Annotated in this window: 18 protein-coding genes; 6 read left to right on the top strand and 12 right to left on the bottom strand. The window is 31.5% G+C overall.

The window, feature by feature from the left end; genetic code table 11:
• Positions 1 to 56: 56 nt before the first annotated feature.
• The 6 genes from EDC18_RS04260 to EDC18_RS04235 all read right to left on the bottom strand — a co-directional run bounded on the left by EDC18_RS04260 (position 57) and on the right by EDC18_RS04235 (position 8,611).
• Positions 57 to 1,244, bottom strand: coding sequence for a cation:proton antiporter (locus EDC18_RS04260; RefSeq protein ID WP_442929344.1), 1,188 nt, complete (start codon positions 1,242 to 1,244; stop codon positions 57 to 59).
• A gap of 366 nt (positions 1,245 to 1,610) precedes the next feature.
• Positions 1,611 to 3,926 carry a DNA topoisomerase gene (locus EDC18_RS04255; RefSeq protein WP_132250626.1) on the bottom strand — a complete coding sequence of 772 codons (2,316 nt, stop codon included), beginning with the start codon at positions 3,924 to 3,926 and terminating at the stop codon, positions 1,611 to 1,613.
• 119 nt (positions 3,927 to 4,045) lie between these two features.
• Positions 4,046 to 4,981, bottom strand: a complete 936-nt coding sequence (locus EDC18_RS04250) for a DUF4349 domain-containing protein (RefSeq protein ID WP_132250624.1) — start codon at positions 4,979 to 4,981, stop codon at positions 4,046 to 4,048.
• Positions 4,982 to 5,135: 154 nt separating this feature from the next.
• Positions 5,136 to 6,215 (bottom strand): tetratricopeptide repeat-containing glycosyltransferase family 2 protein, encoded by a 1,080-nt coding sequence (locus EDC18_RS04245; protein ID WP_132250622.1) that lies wholly within the window; start codon positions 6,213 to 6,215, stop codon positions 5,136 to 5,138.
• A 64-nt stretch (positions 6,216 to 6,279) separates the two neighbouring features.
• The gene (locus EDC18_RS04240; RefSeq protein WP_132250620.1) at positions 6,280 to 7,167 is read right to left on the bottom strand and encodes a hypothetical protein; all 888 of its coding nucleotides are present in this window, start codon (positions 7,165 to 7,167) and stop codon (positions 6,280 to 6,282) included.
• A gap of 178 nt (positions 7,168 to 7,345) precedes the next feature.
• Complete coding sequence (locus EDC18_RS04235) at positions 7,346 to 8,611, bottom strand: hypothetical protein (protein ID WP_132250618.1); 1,266 nt, start codon at positions 8,609 to 8,611, stop codon at positions 7,346 to 7,348.
• A gap of 218 nt (positions 8,612 to 8,829) precedes the next feature.
• Here EDC18_RS04235 and hydE point away from each other — a divergent pair, with 218 nt between their 5' ends.
• The 3 genes from hydE to EDC18_RS04220 all read left to right on the top strand — a co-directional run bounded on the left by hydE (position 8,830) and on the right by EDC18_RS04220 (position 11,801).
• Positions 8,830 to 9,873: a [FeFe] hydrogenase H-cluster radical SAM maturase HydE gene (gene hydE, locus EDC18_RS04230; RefSeq protein WP_132250616.1), complete on the top strand. Its 1,044-nt coding sequence runs from the start codon at positions 8,830 to 8,832 to the stop codon at positions 9,871 to 9,873.
• A gap of 2 nt (positions 9,874 to 9,875) precedes the next feature.
• Positions 9,876 to 11,252 carry a [FeFe] hydrogenase H-cluster radical SAM maturase HydG gene (gene hydG / locus EDC18_RS04225; RefSeq protein ID WP_132250614.1) on the top strand — a complete coding sequence of 459 codons (1,377 nt, stop codon included), beginning with the start codon at positions 9,876 to 9,878 and terminating at the stop codon, positions 11,250 to 11,252.
• A gap of 123 nt (positions 11,253 to 11,375) precedes the next feature.
• Positions 11,376 to 11,801, top strand: coding sequence for a pyridoxamine 5'-phosphate oxidase family protein (locus EDC18_RS04220; RefSeq protein WP_165878473.1), 426 nt, complete (start codon positions 11,376 to 11,378; stop codon positions 11,799 to 11,801).
• 87 nt (positions 11,802 to 11,888) lie between these two features.
• Here the strand turns inward: EDC18_RS04220 and EDC18_RS04215 are convergent, their stop codons facing one another.
• From EDC18_RS04215 to EDC18_RS04200, 4 genes are all read right to left on the bottom strand, one after another.
• Positions 11,889 to 12,131, bottom strand: coding sequence for a DUF1450 domain-containing protein (locus EDC18_RS04215; RefSeq protein WP_243115053.1), 243 nt, complete (start codon positions 12,129 to 12,131; stop codon positions 11,889 to 11,891).
• Between the two features lie 134 nt (positions 12,132 to 12,265).
• Positions 12,266 to 13,549, bottom strand: a complete 1,284-nt coding sequence (locus EDC18_RS04210; protein ID WP_132250610.1) for a glycoside hydrolase family 18 protein — start codon at positions 13,547 to 13,549, stop codon at positions 12,266 to 12,268.
• A 129-nt stretch (positions 13,550 to 13,678) separates the two neighbouring features.
• Positions 13,679 to 14,713 (bottom strand): DNA methyltransferase, encoded by a 1,035-nt coding sequence (locus EDC18_RS04205; protein WP_132250608.1) that lies wholly within the window; start codon positions 14,711 to 14,713, stop codon positions 13,679 to 13,681.
• 3 nt (positions 14,714 to 14,716) lie between these two features.
• A complete protein-coding gene (locus EDC18_RS04200) occupies positions 14,717 to 15,373 on the bottom strand; it encodes an NlaIII/IceA1 family type II restriction endonuclease (RefSeq protein WP_132250606.1) in 657 nt (218 codons plus the stop codon).
• Positions 15,374 to 15,464: 91 nt separating this feature from the next.
• On the opposite strand from EDC18_RS04200, the gene EDC18_RS04195 reads away from it, so the two are divergent.
• Positions 15,465 to 16,538, top strand: coding sequence for a DNA adenine methylase (locus EDC18_RS04195; protein ID WP_132250604.1), 1,074 nt, complete (start codon positions 15,465 to 15,467; stop codon positions 16,536 to 16,538).
• 61 nt (positions 16,539 to 16,599) lie between these two features.
• Here EDC18_RS04195 and EDC18_RS04190 read toward each other — a convergent pair whose 3' ends face one another.
• Entirely contained in the window at positions 16,600 to 17,619 is a 1,020-nt protein-coding gene (locus EDC18_RS04190; RefSeq protein WP_132250603.1) for an aromatic acid exporter family protein, read from the bottom strand.
• A 92-nt stretch (positions 17,620 to 17,711) separates the two neighbouring features.
• On the opposite strand from EDC18_RS04190, the gene EDC18_RS04185 reads away from it, so the two are divergent.
• Positions 17,712 to 18,011: a hypothetical protein gene (locus EDC18_RS04185; protein WP_132250601.1), complete on the top strand. Its 300-nt coding sequence runs from the start codon at positions 17,712 to 17,714 to the stop codon at positions 18,009 to 18,011.
• A gap of 68 nt (positions 18,012 to 18,079) precedes the next feature.
• Here EDC18_RS04185 and EDC18_RS04180 read toward each other — a convergent pair whose 3' ends face one another.
• A complete protein-coding gene (locus tag EDC18_RS04180) occupies positions 18,080 to 20,053 on the bottom strand; it encodes a methyl-accepting chemotaxis protein (protein WP_132250599.1) in 1,974 nt (657 codons plus the stop codon).
• Positions 20,054 to 20,227: 174 nt separating this feature from the next.
• On the opposite strand from EDC18_RS04180, the gene msrA reads away from it, so the two are divergent.
• Positions 20,228 to 20,710, top strand: coding sequence for a peptide-methionine (S)-S-oxide reductase MsrA (msrA, locus tag EDC18_RS04175; RefSeq protein WP_132250597.1), 483 nt, complete (start codon positions 20,228 to 20,230; stop codon positions 20,708 to 20,710).
• Positions 20,711 to 20,731 lie beyond the last annotated feature (21 nt).

The following is a 20,731-nucleotide window of genomic DNA, read 5'->3' as shown; positions in this document are numbered from 1 at the left end:
CTTCTTTTAATCAATAACTAACGTCCTCTTTACTCTTTGATATACGTCATCTAATGTTATTCTATCCATTTCTTACCAACATTAATGCCAATAGCCCCTAGAGGCGCTGTAACAATAATGGACAACACTGCAATAGCAAGTATAATCTCTCCCGATGGAATGCCAGCTTCCATTGGTAATGCTCCAATAGCTGCTTGCACTGTGGCTTTAGGCATAAAAGCAATAATTAAAAAAAGTTTTTCTTTAAAATCGTACTTAGATCCTATAGTAGAAACCATAACACCTATGCTCCTAGCAACTAACCCCAGTAATAATAAGCCCAGTCCAATTAATCCAGCATCCCATGCCACACTTATATTCACTTGAGCACCTACCAAAACAAAAAGTAGAATCTCAGCAAACACCCATATCTTATTAAACTTCTGAGACAACCTCTTAGCCACAACAGGTTTTTTCTCTAATAAAATAAACCCAATGGTCATCACACCAAGAAGACCTGCTATCTCAAAAGCAAATTGACTATTCTTAATTATAGTTTCTAAAGTGGTCAGTAGAATGGCAAAGCCTAATATCAAAAGGACTTTTTTAGTATCTCTTATGCGATATTTATTAAATAAGAAGATAAAAAAACTACCTACAATTAATCCAAAAAGAATGCCTAAAATGATAGAAACAGGCACCCCTAAAATGAGTAACCCAATATTAAAATTCTGCCCTCCATACAAACCAAAAAAAGTACTAAACAAAGTAATAGCAAAAATATCATCCACTGAAGCTGCCGCAAGAATCAAAGTTGGTATCCCTTTCTTCTCTCCAACACCTTCATCAATAAACTTTAACATACTAGGAACAATCACAGCAGGAGAAACTGCCGCAATAATAAACCCAAGAATACCACCTTCAATAAAAGAAAAGTCTAAGAAATAAACAGCCAAGAAAGCAATGGTAAACCCTTCAACCAAACAAGGAATAAAACTAAGTTTAAGAGCCTGAGCCCCAACCTTATTCAAATCATCCCTCTTAATCCCAAGACCCGCACGAAGCAAAATAATAATCAAAGCAATCTTACGAAAATCAGCAGAAACCATAAGCATCTCATCACTCAACCAATTCAACCCATAAGGCCCTAAAAAAATACCTAACAAAAGCATCCCCAATAACCCAGGCAACTTCACCCGAGTAAAAATCAAATTAGCAATTAAACCAAGAACAAGAATCAAACCAATACTAGTAACCAGATCCAAAGAAACCGCCTCCTATGATTAAACTATCAGTAATAAATTAAAAATGAAAAATATTATATATATGTTTATGCATTGATATCTTTTACATCTTTTATCCCTTTTAAATCATTGCTCAATTGATGCGTTTTTAATCCTTGATAATAGTATGAGGATACATATATATAACGCTGTACCCTTTTAAACATTTCTACAGAAATTCTAAGTAAGCAAAGAACAAAATTCCGTAAAAAGCCTTAAGTGTCTGACCGAAGGGAGTTCTTAAGGCTTAGGAATTTTATTCGTAGCGCACTTAGAATTTCTAGAAATATTTAACAGGTACTGCTTTGCATATATTATTCTCATACGGCCGACCCCAAGACCAAAGTATTAAACCCTCTTAAAATTCTTAATCTCCAAAGCAGACCCATTACAATCCTTATTCACAACTACATCCCCAATCCCCTTCTCCTGAGTCTGAGGCAAAATCAACTCAACACCCTTAACAACTCCATCTGCACCAAGAGCCTTAACAAGCTTCTCATCAACTTTCTGCCCATAAGGTTTCAGCGTATCCTTCCAAATAGAAAACTTACACCCACTTCTCCAGTTGCTACAGAAAAAAGCCTTACTATTCTCAAACATCTCACCTGTTTCACAAGCAAAACACTTACAAATACCTTTACCTCTACTCTTAGAGCCTTCTAAATCCTTCTTCTTACTACTAGAAACCTTAATGGTTTTATCCAATACCTCTTTAGGAATAGCTTTAAACTTAGCAAAAAGCATATTCTGATTGTTCATGCCAATAACGCGCTGTACTTTATCCATAATATACTTTTCAAGTTTGGCCATATACTCCTCAGAGTTAATCTCACCATTAGCCACTAGATCCAAACCTTTTTCCCAAGAAGCCGTCAATTCAGGATTCAATAAAGAATTAATAGAATTATCCACGATATCATATATAATCTCACCAAGGCCTGTAGGGGTTAGAATCTGTGTCTTTTTATTCAAATCAATATAATGAATACTAATCAATTTCTTAAGAATCTCTGCCCGAGTGGCACTGGTTCCAATACCACTACCTTTTATCTGAGATCTTAACTCTTCATCTTCAATAAGCTGCCCCGCATTCTCCATTGCAAGAATGATATTACCTGAATTGTATCTTTTTGGTGGAGAGCTTTCTCCTGTTTTAACTTCTAATTCTTCTGCTATTAATTGAGTCCCTTTTTTTAGTTCCTTGTACTTATTTAAGTCTACTTCTCCATTTTGTTCCTTAGTATTCACGTATAAAACATCTTGGAATCCCTGATCAATACATACTTTAAAAGAAGTAAAAAATGTTTCATTTTTGATTTTCGTTTCTATTGTAAGCTTTTGATACACTGCTGGATCATAGAAAACAGCTATAAAACGTCTAGCAATTAATTCATAGACTTTCTGCACTTGTGGAGACAGTTTATATACAGTAGATATCCCCTGACCTGTAGGTATAATAGCATAGTGATCCGTTATCATCTTATCATTTACATACTTAGTTTTTGAAAACCCTTTATGTTTCTCTTTTTCTATAACAAAAGTAGCTGCCTCTTTTATCGGTCCATAACTTGTCATACCTTTAATATTTTTATGAATTTCTTTAGCCACGGCAGTTGATAAAACCCTTGCATCTGTTCTTGGATAAGTCACCAACTTCTTTTCATACAATTCTTGAGCAATTTTCAAAGTCTCATCTGGACTTAATTTATAATTCTTAGAACATTCATTTTGCAACTCTGCAAGATTGTATAGTAAAGGTGGATTTTTCTTTTCTTTTTTTCTCTCTACTTTATCAATAATACTTTGAGTAGGAATATTATCATTTAATAAATATTCAACAAAATCTTGTGCATCCTTTTCATTATTAAACCCATTGTCTCTATCTAATAATGGAGAATTAAAAAATTTACTGCCTTCAACAGCTTTCCATTCCCCTTCATAGGTTAAACCATCATAATTAAAGTTAGCATTTATTTTGTAAAAGGGCTTTTTAACAAACTCTCGTATTTCTCTTTCTCTTTTTACTATCATCCCAAGGACACAAGTCATTACTCGTCCTACCGCAATAACTGTATAATCCGCACCAATATAATCACTCACAGAAGGCCCATATCTTAAAGTAAGCAACCTAGAAAAATTAATCCCCATTAAATAGTCTTCTTTTGCTCTTAAATAAGCTGCCTCTGACAAATGATCATAGTCACTTAAAGGCTTGGCTTCTTTTATGCCTCTAAGGATCTCATCCTCAGTTTGGGAATCAATCCAAACCCTTTTTTTATCTTTACTATGTACCCCAGCCATTTGGTCCACTAATCTATATATGTATTCTCCTTCTCTTCCCGAGTCAGTACATACGTAAATCACATTAATATCATCTCTATTTAATAATGCTTTAACAACATTAAACTGTTTTTTTACAGCATTAATAATTTCATATTTATACTCTTTAGGAAGAAAAGGAAGATGTTCTAATCTCCATTTTTTTAAAGAGGGGTCATATTTTTCAGGATAGCTCATACTTACTAAATGACCAACGCACCAAGTAAATACAGCCCTATCTGACTCTAAATACCCATCACTTTTATTTGTATTAATCTTCATAGCTTTTGCAAACTCAATTGCAACACTAGGCTTTTCTGCAATAAATAACGCTTTACTCATCAAACCAATCACTTTCTATTAAAAACTTAATTATTATTATAGCATTGAATTGTTTTAATGACCATGTAAAAATAAAACTAGTATCAAACATTTTACATATTTGATACTAGTTTTAATCATTATTTATCTTCCTTTTTATTAATTTCTTTAGTACTACCTGTTTTGCTTTTAGCCTTATAATATTTTTTAACAATTAAATATATCAGCAGAAGAATACCTAAAACAATTACATATGGTAATATAACTATAATAAAAATTACTGTCTCTACGATAATGTTTTTCACCGTCTCCACTGAATCTATAAAACCAGATGAAACCTTTTCTCTAAATGTTTTAGGAGGGTCTTTAATTTCTGTAATCTCTATTACTTCTCTAAGATTAAGGGTTACTGTACCAAATGATACTTGATTCTCTAATCTACTCAGTCTAGATATATAACTTTCGATTTCATATCGGGTATCTGCTAAACTTTTCTCTAACTCTATAATATCCTTCAGCTCAGTACCTTGTTCTAAAAGATTAAGTAACCTTTCTTCTTTTATAACCAAAGATTTAATCCTAGCATCAAGATCAAAATACTGTAATGTAACATCTTCAGCAGAACTATTTTCTTGAGTAACATTTCCTAATGCCATTAAATCCTCTACAAATAAGGTCATTCTTTCTGTTGGAATCCTAAATTTATAGTAGGCACTTCTATTCCCATTGAATCGATTGTTTATTCCAGTCCCAGTTATATCTGCATTTTCTATATAACCAGCATATTGGTTGACTAACATATTAACATCTTCTCTGGCAGCATCAAAATCTAAGGTTTCCATAAGAATATTTTTTGTATGTATAATCTTCCTGTCTGTACTTAAAAGAATAGATTCATTACTCACTTGTTCATCAGAATCAAACCTTGGTACTTCTCTTGGCGATTCCGCCGGTGATGACGGTGTGGGCATGGGCGCTGGGGCTGGATCGTAATTCTCTGACTTAGATCCGCAACCAGATAAAAGAACTATTGTAATAAATATTGTAAATAAAAACCCTTTGGTATTAAACTTCATAATGTTCACCTCTCCATTAAAACTCAATATCTTTGATACGCAATATCCTTTAATAATGTTCCCTTGACTCTATTATCATTATTATTATAACATACCAGTAATAAAGATTAAATATTTTAAATAATTATTTTCTTTCATTAAAAGACCCTCAAACTCATTCATTTGAGGGTCTCTTTTTCAGCAAAGCTAACACAATATTGTTTTTTTTAACAGCAGGATGATTCGGTTTAACACCAGATGCCAATTCATTATAATTAGATGCTTTTTCATAATCCTCTAATTTCATATGACATAGACTTAGATATATATATGGGGTAAAATCATAACAATCAGGCATACAAAAACTCATAGTTTCTGGCTTTTCTAATCTTAGTGCCATTTCATACCAAAAAATAGCTTTGTTATAATCTTTTTCTTGTATATAATATTGCCCAAGTAAACAACATATTTCAGCTCTAGGTAAATCAAATTCAAAACTTTTATAAAGGGATCTTAAAGCGTCTTTTTTTCTATCTAGTTTTTTATATGCTTTAAACAAATCCATACAAGCATCTAAGTAAAACGAAGGGTGTTTAAAGTCCATTAATAAAAATTCTTCCAATATGTTAATTGCCTTTTCATAGTATCCTAGGTGTTGAAGTTCCCTGCCATAATAATAATAATTTCTTGGATTTATCTCAGAATTGTTATCAATATAATTTTCTAAAATACGTAAATTTCTTTCGGACCTTTCTTTGTTCTTCTTATGGGTTATACTGATATCTACTTTAACGATCTTACCTGAAACATCAATATACTCATGAACAGGTTCCACCCATTTAAACTCTTTTTCTCTTTTTAATAATCTCTCCCTATAAAAAGTAATGGTTGAAGCCTCTTTATCTTTTCCTAAATCATATTTCATCATTACTACATCAATGGAATCATCTAGTTTTTCTTTTAAAACCTTTATCTTTTTTCTGTCTTTTTCTAATATAATATCATCTGCATCTAACCATAGAATATACTCCTTCGTTGCTTTTGAAAAAGCATAATTTCTTGCTTCTGAAAAATTGTCCGTCCATTGAAAGTCATATATTTGAGGGTTATATTTTTCAATAACTTTTTTAGTGTTATCCCTTGACCCTGTATCAACTATAATTATTTCATCTACTAAATCAGCAACACTCGTTAAGCACCTATCAATAATTTCTTCTTCATTTTTTACAATCATACATAAACTTATTGTAATCAACTCGATTCCCCCTATTTTTAGAGAAATAGGGTTGCATAGCAACCCCTAATTCTCCTAACATTAACTATAATATATCTACTATTGCAAGTATATCTTCAACTATTCCTAATATGGTATTCACTGTACCTTCTAACTCATCTACTGTCTCTTCTAAACCTTCAATAATATCCTCTAAATCCCCTATTTGTACAGATATACCTGCTATTTCTGCTCCTAAAGCCACCACTTCTGCTGAAATTGCTGCTAATCCAAACTCTTCGTCTTCTACTATTGCTTCAATGTTGGCTACTTCTGTTTTGATTTCTGCTAGTCCAAAATCTTCGTCTTCTAATAGCTCTAGAATATCTTCCACATCTTCTGCTATTGCTTCAAGTCCAAACCCCTCATCTTCTACTATTGCTTCGATATTGGCTACTTCTGTTTTGATTTCTGCTAGTCCAAAATCTTCGTCTTCTAATAGCTCTAAGATATCTTCTACATTTTCCGCTATTCCTGCTAATCCTTCATCATCTAAGAACTCAATAATATTTTCTAAAAGTTCAATTACTTCACTAAAATCAAAATCAAGATTTTCAACTATTGACTCAATATTGGCTACTTCTGTTTTGATTTCTTCTAACCCAAAATTCTCGTCTTCTAACAATTCAATAACACTTTCAAGTAACTCTGTAACCACTTCTAAGTCAAAATTTTCAACTATCGATTCAATATTAGCAACCTCTGTTTTGATTTCTTCTAATCCAAAGTTTTCATCTTCAAGTAAATCTGTTATCCCATCTACAGAATTAAATAGTTGACCTAACAGCCAGAATAATTTTTTAAGGATTAGTTCAAAATCAGGTTTTGATGGGCATCCTCTTCTAGAATTAAGAAAATATTGTTGTATTTCTTCTTCAAGTTCACGTAGCATGTCTAGATTTTCAGGATTCCAATTACTATTCCTTCTTCTCATAATATAACCCCCTTTCTTCTTTTCTTAATTTATACTATGAAACTTGTACCTTTTTTGTGAATAATCAAAACTGTTTTTTCCCTTTCTAATAAATATTTAACATTAGATTTATATGCTAAAAAATAGCAGTTGCCTAGAATATAAAAAGAGTATCCAAACGGATACCCTTCTTTTCTCTTTAGTCCACACAGATCAATTCAGAATGTCTAAAGGTATTAGACGGTTGTAATACATTCGCCCCTGTAGACGTTGAAATAAAGTAAGTCACACCCTCTATGCCTGGGACTTGTACTTCAAAATAATCAATATCATCCATCGGCGGTAAAGTAATATCAATTTCAACTGTTTCACCTTCATTATCTGGAACAGTTACAGTTTCTGTCATAGCTGGTACAGAAATATCTGCAGCTTCTAAATCATATACTTCTATAGTAATTTCTTGTTCTGCACCTGAACGATTGGCGATTTGCACAAGTAGGTTATTCGAAGCTACTTGTCTAATGACTGGTCCTGTAGATAAAGTTTCACACTCCACACCAATGGCATCAAGTATTTCTTCTACCATATCTTCAATGTTAGCTACTTCTGTTTTAATTTCTTCTAACCCAAATCCTTCATCTTCTAATAGTTCTAATATATCCTCTAATAAATCTGTTAAAACATCAATATCTAATTCTTCTACGATGGATTCTATATTAGCTACTTCTGTTTTAATCTCTGCTAGTCCAAAACCTTCGTCTTCTAGTAGTTCTAATATATTCTCTAATAGATCTGTTAATACATCAATATCTAGCTCTTCTACGATGGATTCTATATTAGCCACTTCTGTTTTGATCTCAGCTAGTCCAAATCCTTCATCTTCTAATAGCTCTAATATATCCTCTAATAAATCTGTTAAAACATCAATATCTAAGTCTTCTACGATGGATTCTATATTAGCTACTTCTGTTTTGATCTCTGCTAGTCCAAATCCTTCGTCTTCTAATAGTTCTAATATATCCTCTAATAGATCTGTTACCCCTTCAAAGTCAAAGTCTAACTCTTCTACGATAGATTCTATATTAGCCACTTCTGTTTTAATTTCTGCTAGTCCAAAATTTTCATCTTCTAGTAGTTCTAATATATCCTCTAATAAGTCTGTTACGCCATCAAAGTCAAAATCTAACTCTTCTACGATAGATTCTATATTAGCTACCTCTGTTTTTATCTCTTCGAGCCCAAAATTTTCATCCTCAAGTAGATCTTGAATATCATCAATACCTTCTAAAAGTTCTCTTAACATAAAGAATAGTTTTTTAATAAGCATAAAAATATCAGGTTTAAAAGGTGGACAACCTCTTTTAAAGTGCTTCAAGTGTTCTTCTAACTCAGCTTCTAAGTTTTGAAATTCCTGTAGCCTTTCAATATTCCATGAACTATTTTCTCTTCTTACTTTTTTTGGCATTCTTATCTACTCCTTTCTTAATTTTTTTAGATTCAGTTTTTCTAGGCAATAACATAAACCCCCTTTTATATTTTTCTTACTATATATTATGAAAGCAGGACAACTTTGGTGCTATATTAGACATAGAATAACTGTTGATAAATAACACTATATCTAATAAAATATAATTATCCGTACAAATGACTTAGTCAAAAATAAATCCCCTAAGAGGAGCTTTTATGAAAAATTTAATAGACCAACTTTATTTGGAACACATACTATCAAAAGATGATATACTCTTTCTTTTAAATAACCTTACTAAAATTGAAGATGTAGACTATTTACATAAAAAAGCAAGAGATGCTTCACAAATATACTATGATGATAATGTATACATGCGAGGATTAATTGAATTTACCAACTACTGTAAAAACGATTGCTTGTATTGTGGGATAAGACATTCTAATAAATTTGCCTCTAGATACCGTTTATCCGAATTAGAAATATTAGAGTGTTGCGAAGAAGGCTCTAGACTTGGTTATAAAACTTTTGTTTTGCAAGGAGGAGAAGACCCTTATTATAATGATGATAGGATATTATCCATGATAAAATTAATTAAAGAATCATATCCTGATAATGCAATAACCCTTTCCTTTGGTGAAAAATCATATGAGAGTTATAAAAAATATTATGATGCAGGTGTAGATAGGTATTTGCTAAGACATGAAACTTATTCAAAATCTTTATATGAAAATCTTCATCCTAATATGTCCTTTGAAAATAGAATAGAGTGTCTAAAAAATCTAAAAACAATCGGCTACCAAGTAGGTGCTGGCTTTATGGTTGGCTTACCAGGTCAAACCAACGAAGACTTTGTAGAAGATCTATTTTTTCTCAAAGAATTAAGTCCACATATGGTAGGCATAGGCCCTTTTATACCACAAAAAGATACCCCGTTAGCCAATAAAGAAAAAGGGACTTTAGAAAAAACTTGTATTCTTTTATCTATCATACGATTAATGTTACCAAAAGTATTATTGCCTGCAACGACTGCTTTAGGTTCTATAAATCCAAAAGGTAGGGAGTTAGGTCTTAAATCAGGTGCTAATGTGGTAATGCCAAATCTTAGTCCTGTAAATGTCCGTGATAAATACGCTTTATATGATGGCAAAATATGTACTGGAGATGAAGCAGCCCATTGTAGACAATGTATTGAAAAACGTATTGAATCTGCGGGATTTAAAGTAGATATGTCACGTGGAGACCATTTTGATAGGAGATAGATATGATTATAAATAATTCAGACATACTTAAAATATTATCAAAAACAAAAGATGCCACGAATGAAGAAATTGAGAAAGTACTAAAAATTGCTGATACAAAAAAAGGATTAGACATAGAACAAATTGCTATATTACTAAATATCAAAGAAAAAAATCATTTAGAAAAACTATTAAAAATAGCAGGTAAGATAAAAGAAGAAATATACGGAAATCGTTTGGTAATCTTTGCTCCACTATATATTAGTAATTATTGTGTCAATAATTGTACATACTGTGGTTATAAAAAAAGCAATGCCATTCCAAGAAAAAAATTAACAATGAACGAAATACAAAAAGAAGTTGAATTAATGGAAAAAGCTGGTCATAAAAGAATTGCTCTTGAAGTTGGGGAAGATCCTGTTCACTGTGATATAGATTATGTATTAGATGCTATTAAAGCAATTTATAATACAAAAAATGAAAATGGTTCTATCCGACGTATTAATGTAAACATTGCTGCCACAACTGTAGAAAATTATAAAAAGTTAAAAGATGCCAATATTGGTACCTATATTTTATTCCAAGAAACTTATCATCAAGAAACCTATGAAAAAGTACATCCTAATTCATTAAAAGGCGACTATCATTATCATCTTACAGCCTTTGATCGTGCAATGGAAGCTGGCATTGACGATGTTGGGGCTGGTGTTTTATTTGGTCTGGCTAATTATAAGTATGAAGTTTTATCCCTTATGCTACACAATAATTACCTGGAAGAAAAGTTTGGTGTAGGTTTTCATACCATTTCAGTCCCTAGAATTAAAAAAGCTGAAGGCATGACTTTAGATATGTTTACTCATGTGATTGATGATGAAACATTTATCAAAATTGTTGCTATATTACGAGTTGCTGTTCCATATACTGGCATCATCCTTTCAACTCGTGAATCAGAGAACATACGTAAACATTTAATTCAATATGGTGTTAGTCAGATAAGCGCAGGATCGTGTACTGATGTCGGGGGTTATAGTGATGAGGAACAAGGTATCACTTCTGCTCAATTTGAAATTGCAGACCATAGGAAACCTATTGATATTTTAAAAGAACTAATTAAAGATAAACATATTCCCAGTTATTGTACTGCCTGTTATCGAAGTGGTAGAACTGGAGATCGATTTATGCGATTAGCAAAGTCTGGAGAAATTCATAATGTATGTACGCCAAATGCGTTAATGACTCTTATGGAATTTATTACGGATTATGGAGATGAAGAAATTTACCATTTAGGATACGAATTAATAATGGAAGAAATTTCAAAAATTAGTAATGAAAAAATTAAAAATCTGACATTAAATAATCTTAAACGTATTAATAATGGTGAACGGGATCTTTTTTTATAAGGATTGAAAGTTTTACTAAGTATCTATTCTACTATAATGCTAATACTATTTTTAAGAAAAAGATGTTCTGCAACTTTTTCCGTTAAGTATTCCAGTCTGCATATTAGAAAGGAGCTTGAAAATATGTCTCAATCAAAACATCATTTAGAAGAAAAAGTCAATAGATTCTTAAAAGAAAAAGATACAGGTGCATTTGCTACCCACGGTAATGATATCCGAGTGAGTCCAGTAAAATATTTTGTTGATGAAAAAAACAATATTTATATCCATAGTAATGGTGGTAGTAAGTTTGATAACCTTGAAAGAAAATCAGAAGCTTGTCTTCTAGTGAGTACTGAATTTGGCGATGATTTAAATAGAGTAAAAGGCGTGCAAATATTTGGTCATTGTGAAATAGGTGAAAATGGCTCCCCGTTATATGAAGAAGCTGATAGATATTGTCCTTGGAACTACGATTTAGATTCTGCAGTTATAAAATTAACCCCAGATCAAATTGTATATAAAGATGGCATTACAGAAGATGGAAGCAAACAAGTTTTACGATTATAATTAATATCTTACAGAATTCTTCACTATAGCTCAGAATGACAAATCACCCTTGTCACTCTGAATATAGTGAAGATTTTTTAAGTATCATTAATACTCTAATTCATCTATACTTTCATTATAATAACTCATAATTTTTTCATATAATTCATTAGGTGTATCCCCATATATTATTTCAACATCTACTGTTGCGAAAAAGGTTTCTTCACAATCTGTACAATGACCTAAACAAGGTTCTACTACAACTTCAACATCCGTTGTATTTTCCTCAATTTTTTGAACAACACTTTCTAATCCTTTACTCACATTATTTTCACAAAAGAATATCTCCAAAATAATTCCTCCTTTTACTTCTTGTACCAATATTTTGTTCAAAAAACTATAAAAAATACATAACAAATAGATTCTTACCAGTTGGCAAATTAAAAGCAGGTATCACCTAATTAGGTAACACCTACTTTTATTTGTCAAACTTTTTTTCTTACAATAAAATTATCCTCTATTAATAACCAGTTTTGTGGAAAATCTCTACCTAGAACCCAATAATAGAATCCTCGTAATCCTAACTCTTTTACCAAATCAAATTTTGCTTGAATGCTTCGAGCATCTTCAAACCATACAATATGAGAATTACCATCTTCATCTATATAAGTGAAAAATGGTGCTTGAGCATCCTCATCATATTCTATTTCTACCCCATATTCTCTTGCAATTTCTAGAGCCCTTTGAGGACTTAAAGACCTTGCGAAAGGCCCACCTGGCTCATAAGGTAATGTCCAGTCGTATCCATATAATGGGATACCCATCATTATCTTATCATTAGGCACAACTGAAGCTGCGTACTCAATAACTCTTCTAACTTCATTAATCGGTGCAACTGGTCTAGGTGGTCCACCTGACCATCCCCATTCGTAGGTCATAAAATAAATATAATCAACTATTTGCCCTTGGGCTTCATAATCATGACCCTCATACAATATACCTGGTTGATCTGGATAATATTTTGGTGCTAAAGCAGTAGAAACAGAGTATCCTAATGGGTTAAATAATTCAACTGCTCTTCTTAAAAACTCATTATATTGTTCTCTATTAATTTCCCCCAAATACTCTAAATCAAAATCAACGCCAGCATAACCTCTAGCTTCCATTATCGCTAAAGTTTCTTGTAATAAAACATTTTGTAATTCATCACTTTGTAAAACAGTGGTTGCTAAATCTTGGCTAAACTGTCCATCTTCCAAATTTGTAATAACCATTATAGGGTACACATCATTAGCCAATGCAGCTTGAATTGCTTCTTCATCATTTATTTGTCTTAATGTACCATCTGGGTTCATTTCATAACTAAATATGTTCAGATAAGTTAAATGTTCACCTACATTATCAATTTCTTCTACCGTTCTTGGTCCTGTAATATTCAAATCAACGTAAGCAGCAACATCAATAACTTCTCTAGGTACTTGTGGAAGATACAATCTTGTACCTACATCTAAAAAACCAGGATCTTCTAACGCATTTAATCGTATTATTTGCTCTACAGAAACCCCAGTTTCTGCACTTATAGACTCTAGAGTATCCCCTACATCAACAAAGTAGTAAGACCCCCATATAGGAATAACCAATGTTTGACCAACCACTAAATGCTCAGGATCCTCTATCTCATTAGAGTCTATTAACAAACCCTCTGGCACATCAAAATCTCTAGCAATCTCAAATACTGTATCCCCTGGTTCAATTACATAAATCTGCACAAAAACACCTCCGGTATTACCTAATATAAGATATTTCTTATACTAAATTATAAAACTAACTCTACTAATATAATATATTACCAAAGTTAGTCCATAGTTCAGCTTTTTAGGTACCAAAAGGCTCTTTTGTTATTTCTGAAAAATAAAAATATACTCATGCTTAAAAATATAAAAGCCACCAGCCAAAGCCCTATACTTCCATAAATTCCTCTGATTCCTCTTTCCTTTAGTCTCCTCGAAGTTCTTCACAACAATAGACTTTAGCTTAAAACCTCTCTTAGTAAACTCTTCCATTACATTAAAGCCAAGGGGAACCCATTTTCCACCCTCATACTTATCCCCAATAACCACTGCTGCAAATCTACCTTTTTCCAGATACTTAGTTGTATTTTCAATAACTTTTCCAAAGCCATCTAAAAATCCTTCTAATGAATTGGTATTAGACAAACATGCCTCTTCCTCACTGAACCTTATAATATCCCAATAAGGCGGATGCATTAACACAAACTGAACCTTCTTAATGCCTAATTCTTTCATTACCTCATCAAGGTCAACATTCGCACTATCCCCTATCACTATCTTACTTTCCAGATCATTAGCACTTACTTCATCAATTCTTTTTTTAGCAATGGCTCCAACAGATTCTTGTAACTCTATTCCAATACCATTACGCCCAAGTAAAGACGCTTCAATTAATGTAGTGCCACTTCCTAAAAATGGGTCTAAAACCCACTCACCTTCCTTTGTGTACCTTCTAAGAAGTTGATTTGGAATTTGTGGTACAAAATTCCCCCAATAATCTCCACTATGAGACCCTGAATTATCCCTTTGTTTTATAATCCACAAACTGTCTGTTAATATATCTTCGTATTCTTTCCATCTATTTAAATTAATGTCATTATATTTTCTCGTCTTTACCTCTGTTAAAGCTTTAAATAGTCTTTCATAATAGAATAAAATTCTATCTTTTCCACTTTGCTCTATCATATTATTAATGTACTCTAACAAAAAATCTCTATTAATCTCTAAAGTTTTATTATCAAATGGGTAGCAAATGACCTCTTCTTCCTTTTCTAGCTTATGAGTCATATTTTCTAACCCTAGCTTGATAGAAGCCGGACTTTCTTCATTCATTATCTTTTCTAATTGTGATATTAACTCCATGTATTACCCCCTATAATCCTTCACAATATTATTGATGGCTTCTCTCCATTTATCAGGATTAAACCAAAAACAACCTTCACATCCTATATGTTCTTCATACACCTTAGTACCCATATAAAAAAAGTCAATATTATATCCGGTTTGTCTTTCTCCTGTCTGGTTGCATTTTTCGCATTTTCTAGATTTTAATAAATTATTCTCTCGGGTTAGGAGCATAAATCTTTCTTCTATTACTCCATTGGACATATTCACATCATTAATATCTTCGTCATTATCCCATCTTACTTGTGGTTTTCTATGATCTATTTCTAATTTTGTTGGTACTTCTTTTCTTAGTGAATATGCATCTATACAGCCATAATACTCTTTGATTTTTTTAGCCAGTTTTCCTGGGATACCTGACCTTGCTTTAGTGCCATCATTTATCTCCAAAGACCTTAATTTTCTGTGGACTGTTGTTTGATCACAGTTTTCACAATGGATCTTGTTAAACCAATTGTCTTTTTCATCTTTATCTAATTGAAGACCCTTTTCTTGCCTCCATATCTGCCAAGTTTTTGCTTGTCCTGACCTTAATTCACACTTGGTACAATGCCATTTTAAATCTTTCATTATTTCAAAATCATAATGAGATGTTGTTCCTTCCTTAAATGGATTCATATAATGTTCCTCCTACTATTAGGTATTAACTGTTGTTTTAATGTCTTTTCTCTAGTATAATTATTTTATCATAAGAGAGGATGAACAACAAATGAATTATATAGGTTCAAAATTATCCTTATTGCCCTTTATTGAAGAATCCATAGAAAAAGTGATTCCTAAAGATTTAATTGGAAATAGTATTTTTTGTGATTTATTTGCTGGAACTGGTATTGTTGGTTCCTACTTTAAAAAGAAAGATTATACCGTTTATTCTAACGATATTCAATATTACAGTTATGTTCTAATAAAACATTTTATAGAAAATAATGAACCACTGGATTTTTATTCTTTGACTAGGCTTTTTCCTGAACTAAAAGGTGCCACACCAGAAGAAAGGTTATCCTTTATTCTTTTGCATCTTAATCATTTAGAAGGTGAAGAAGGCTTTATTTATAACCATTATTGTGTTACTGGGGAAGAAGGCTCAAAATTTAGCAGACGTTATTTTACAGATGAAAACGGAAAAAAATGCGATGCCATAAGAAAAGAGTTAGAAATATGGAAAAAAAATGCCTATGTATCGGAAAATGAATATTTCTATTTCCTTGCTATTTTATTAGAATCTATTGATAAAGTTGCTAATACCGCATCCGTTTATGAAGCTTTTTTAAAAGACTATAAAAAAACAGCTTTAAAACCTATTACTTTAAAACCACTGGATATTATTATTAATGATAAACATAATAAAGTTTTTAATGAAGATATAAATACATTAATCTCCACTATTCAAGGTGATATTCTTTATCTGGATCCACCCTATAATAGAAGACAATATGCGTCTAATTATCATATTTTAGAAACCATTGCAAAGTATGATACACCTGAAATCACTGGAAAAACTGGTATTCGTAAAGAGCCTGAGAAGAAATCATTATATTGCTCTAAAGTTAAAGCAACAGATGCCTTTGATCATCTAATTCAACAAGCCAAATTTAAATATATTTTCCTTAGCTATAATGATGAGGGAATCATTCCATTAGATACCATTGAGTCCATTATGAGTAAAAGAGGAAAATATGGTAGATTTGAGCAATCCTATAGAAGATATAAAGCTGATAATAACAGAAAATATGCTAAAGATGATACCATTGAATATTTACATTATGTAATAGTAGATCAATAAAAAACAGAAGGAAATCACTCCTTCTGTTTTTGTCTTTTTTTTATTTTTAATTTTTCTCTACCTAAATCTTTTCAGATAGCTGTTGAATCTTAGCGACAATGCCTTTAATATTATCTATGTTTTCATCCAACCTATTGTAAGCTGTCATATCCTTCTTAATTTCTATGAAAACTTTCTCATCATAAGGCTCATTATTTAATTTTTTCCTAACATTTAGCATGGCAGTTATTATGTCCTGTAAAATATCTAGGTTAATAACCCTTATGGTATCCATATTATTATTAGAAATATAAAAACAAGAATCGTAATTAATATGATTAATACCTCTTATGCTTTCAATAATTTCTTCATAAGTTTCTATTTTTCTTTTTTCATTCCTTGTAATGGTTATATCTTTCTTCATGTCCTTTATGTGTTTATATATCCAATCTATATTACTAAATGCACTTTGAATCTTATTTCGTATACTATCTATGTCCTCATTATTGTTTTCAATGGTTTCTTTTATTTTATTTAGAATAAGTATCTGCTCATTAATAATGTATATGATCCTTTTAACTGGTAGACTTTTATAAGCAAATAAAGAAAAGATAAAATTATAAAAGACAGCAATTAGAACACCAAAGGCCAATGCCATCATTCTTAATCGAAAAGTTAAAAAGGCACTTGGTTCACCTGCCACATTCAATTGAACATACTGAGTCATATAAATGGCTGTGAATATTGCTACAGGAGATATTGTTCTCCAATTCATACGAATACATATGTATAAGGTAAAGGCAACACTAAGGGCTACTGTAATGCCATTGATACCAAATAACGTAATAATAATAGCCGTTGAACTGGCTCCTATTGCTGTAGAATAAATTTGATCCCAGCCACTTTTTATACCACTTACCGTCACTGGCTCTAATGTCATCATTAATCCAAATAAAATGGAGATGATATCTAGTCTTAGTATTGGGCTATTAACAGCTATGATATAAGCTGTAAAAACAGATACAAAGGATTTTATTAAATAAATTTTTGTATCAAATAAATGTGCTTCTTTCTTTAATCTTAGAAAATGATATATTGCCATAATAATTACGCCTCTCTTATTATTCAAAATTAATAATTCTAGAATAATTATCTAACTATTTCACATACTAACATAAAAAAGGGGTGCTGACAATGAAAATAGAACCAATAACCACTTGCCCTATTTGCAAAAATAACGAACTTATTGCAAAACATGAAGCCACTTATGTTTATAGTTATAAGTTAGAAAATGATCCTAATTCCACTGAAGAATTTATTCCTTTTTTATTTGACACTAGAGACCATCTTACCTCTAATCAATACATCGAATGTCCAAGTTGCAATACAAAATTCTCTTGTGAGTTCGGTGATTTTAATAAAGGAATCAATATGACAATTCTTCAAAAGGCTATAAGGACAGAATTGGTTGAGTCACCGGATTTTTTAGGATAAGAATTTGAAAATGACTGTCTTCACAATTGAAAACAGTCATTTTTATTAGTCAATCATATTTACTCAGACTAGATAGTAAATTTATTAATCTGATTCCTTAATTTTTCACCTAATTGATTTAACACTTCTGCTTGCTTAGCAACATCTTCTATAGCTGAAGTTTGTTGTTCCATAGAAGCACTTATTTCTTCAGTTGCTGCAGCTGTTTCTTCTGATACAGATGAAACACTTTCTATGGCTTTTACAATATTATCTTTATCTTCAAGTATTTCTTCTAAAAATCCATTGGCTTGATTAATTAATCCTGTTATAAATCCAATAGATTCATTTACATTGTTAAAAGTTGTATTAACATTCTCCACTGCTACAGATTGTATATTTGAAATTTCTTTTACTTCTCCCATTATTTTAACAGTATTTTCACTTTCCTTTTGCATATCATTTATGATACTACCAATTTCTCTTGCTGATTTTTGTGCATCTTCAGCCAGCTTTCTAATTTCTTCAGCTACTACTGCAAATCCTCGTCCATGTTCTCCCGCTCTTGCCGCTTCAATAGAAGCATTTAAAGCTAATAAGTTGGTTTGTTCTGCAATTGAACTAATTGCTCCCAGGATAGAAGTTATTTGACTCGATTTATTGTTTAATGCTAGAATAGCCTCTTCAATCTTTTTAGTTGCCTCATCATTAAGTTTGGTCTTATGTCCTAAGTCCGTCATCACTTCATTACCTTTTTTACTTAAATCTATTACTTCATTTGTTTTACTAGATATACTTATTGTATTTGTTGACAAATGTTCTAACTTACTGCTTAAACCATCTATTAAGGCAGCACCTTTTTCTGCATCTCCAGCTTGTTCTGATGCTCCTATGGTAATTTGTTCTATGGTTAAGGCAATCTGTTCAGCTGAAGCATTTGTTTCCCCAGATGAAGCTGCTAATTCTTCTGAAGCTAAGGTTACATTACCGACCACTTCTTTTGTATTTCTTAGAAGATCACTAACATTTTCAACCATCTGATTTAAATCTCTTGCCAATTCATTAAGCTCATCTTTTGTTAATACATGAGCCTCTACTTTAAAATTACCCTCTTTTATTTGAGCCATTATTTTTCTAAGATGTTGTATTCCTTTAGCAATTGGGTTTGCAATAATTAGAGCTACAATTATTGAAAGTATTAATGCAAAAAAGCCTATAATTAAAGTATACATAAGAATCTCTTCTGTATGTTCATTAATTTCATCTACTTCAATTACTGCAGATATAACCCAACCTAACCTATCATTAGTGGTAAAAACCCCAATTCTATCACTATTGTTGTAATTATACTCTACTATACCTTCATGCTTTGATGTTACAGCATCAAATAATTCAGCAATAGGAATAGGCTCTCCTATAACATCTCTATTGTTATGTAATAATGTCTTTCCTTCTTTATCTACAACAAAAACATAACCTTCTTGTCCTACTTGAATTCCATCTATCATTTGAATGATATAATCCATATCTAAATCTAAAGACAAAACACCTGTTAGACTGTTATTGTTATATATTGGTTTAGCCACAGAGATGGTCATTTCATTATTTACTGGATCAAAATAGGGGTCCGTCCAAATAATTCTATTCTCAGCAACTGCATCTTCGTACCAAGGTCTAATTGTAGGGTCATAATCATTTCCTACATCGATAAATGGTCGAATAAACATATCCTTATCCCTAGAGCCAAAATAAATATAATTAACACTAGGATAGGTTTTTACAAAATTATTAAAAGCAGCACTGACATTTTCTGATAGTTCTTGATTATGATAAAACCCTTGGATATACGGGTCTCTAGAGACAAAATCCAATCCTTGTTCATATATAGCTAGAAAATTATCAATAGCATTTTCAATTTGAAAAATATATTGACTTGTATTGTTTTTTAAAATATCTTCTATTTCTTCAGATGATTTTCTATAAGTAAAAAAACCTATAGAGGAAATAATGGTTACCGATAGCAACATAATGGATACTATTAATTTAATTTTTATTGTTTTCATATTTCTTTTCCTTTCAATATAAAGTGGATTAATGCTCTTCCCCTCCCACTCAATCTATAATTGTATGTTTTATTATGTAAACTGTCAATAGTAATATGGTACCTTTGAGTTATTGATAAATTTTTATATATTGAGTAAAATATAATTATTACTCATTTGAGAGGAGAACAAAAAATGAAAGAAATCGTTTTAGCAGGGGGATGTTTTTGGGGTGTGGAAGCCTATTTAAACTTAATTCCTGGTGTAACGCACACTAAGGCAGTTTATGCCAATGGCATCACCAAAAATCCAACTTATGAAGATGTTCTAACAGGACAGACCAAGTTTGTAGAAGCTGTTTATATTGAGTACAATGAAAAAATTCTTTCTTTACAACAACTCATAGAGGCGTATTGGAAAATCATTGACCCTACTTTACTGAATCAACAAGGTCCTGATATGGGTGAACAATATAGAACTGGTATTTATTATGTTGATGAAGATGATCTTGCTACCATTAAAATATCTTTATCATTAGAACAGAAAAAATACACTAAACCAATTGTTACTGAAATTAAACCACTGGAGAATTTCTTTATTGCAGAAGAATACCATCAACAATATCTAAGAAAAAACCCAAATGGGTATTGTCATATCAATTTGTCACTATACAAATAGTAAGGAGAAAAGTTTTTATTG

Origin of the sequence: Natranaerovirga pectinivora (assembly GCF_004342165.1) — a bacterium.
In the GTDB taxonomy this organism is placed as follows: Bacteria; Bacillota; Clostridia; order Lachnospirales; family DSM-24629; genus Natranaerovirga; species Natranaerovirga pectinivora.
Note: the sequence above shows the minus strand (reverse complement) of the source record. Positions and strands in the feature narration are given on the sequence as shown.

Coding starts and splice junctions, on each gene's coding strand:
- EDC18_RS04255 (WP_132250626.1), bottom strand. CDS start 3,926: ATGAGTAAAGCGTTATTTATTGCAGAAAAGCCTAGTGTTGCAATTGAG.
- EDC18_RS04250 (WP_132250624.1), bottom strand. CDS start 4,981: ATGAAGTTTAATACCAAAGGGTTTTTATTTACAATATTTATTACAATA.
- EDC18_RS04240 (WP_132250620.1), bottom strand. CDS start 7,167: ATGAGAAGAAGGAATAGTAATTGGAATCCTGAAAATCTAGACATGCTA.
- EDC18_RS04235 (WP_132250618.1), bottom strand. CDS start 8,611: ATGCCAAAAAAAGTAAGAAGAGAAAATAGTTCATGGAATATTGAAAGG.
- hydE (WP_132250616.1), top strand. CDS start 8,830: ATGAAAAATTTAATAGACCAACTTTATTTGGAACACATACTATCAAAA.
- hydG (WP_132250614.1), top strand. CDS start 9,876: ATGATTATAAATAATTCAGACATACTTAAAATATTATCAAAAACAAAA.
- EDC18_RS04220 (WP_165878473.1), top strand. CDS start 11,376: ATGTCTCAATCAAAACATCATTTAGAAGAAAAAGTCAATAGATTCTTA.
- EDC18_RS04205 (WP_132250608.1), bottom strand. CDS start 14,713: ATGGAGTTAATATCACAATTAGAAAAGATAATGAATGAAGAAAGTCCG.
- EDC18_RS04200 (WP_132250606.1), bottom strand. CDS start 15,373: ATGAATCCATTTAAGGAAGGAACAACATCTCATTATGATTTTGAAATA.
- EDC18_RS04195 (WP_132250604.1), top strand. CDS start 15,465: ATGAATTATATAGGTTCAAAATTATCCTTATTGCCCTTTATTGAAGAA.
- EDC18_RS04190 (WP_132250603.1), bottom strand. CDS start 17,619: ATGGCAATATATCATTTTCTAAGATTAAAGAAAGAAGCACATTTATTT.
- EDC18_RS04185 (WP_132250601.1), top strand. CDS start 17,712: ATGAAAATAGAACCAATAACCACTTGCCCTATTTGCAAAAATAACGAA.
- EDC18_RS04180 (WP_132250599.1), bottom strand. CDS start 20,053: ATGAAAACAATAAAAATTAAATTAATAGTATCCATTATGTTGCTATCG.
- msrA (WP_132250597.1), top strand. CDS start 20,228: ATGAAAGAAATCGTTTTAGCAGGGGGATGTTTTTGGGGTGTGGAAGCC.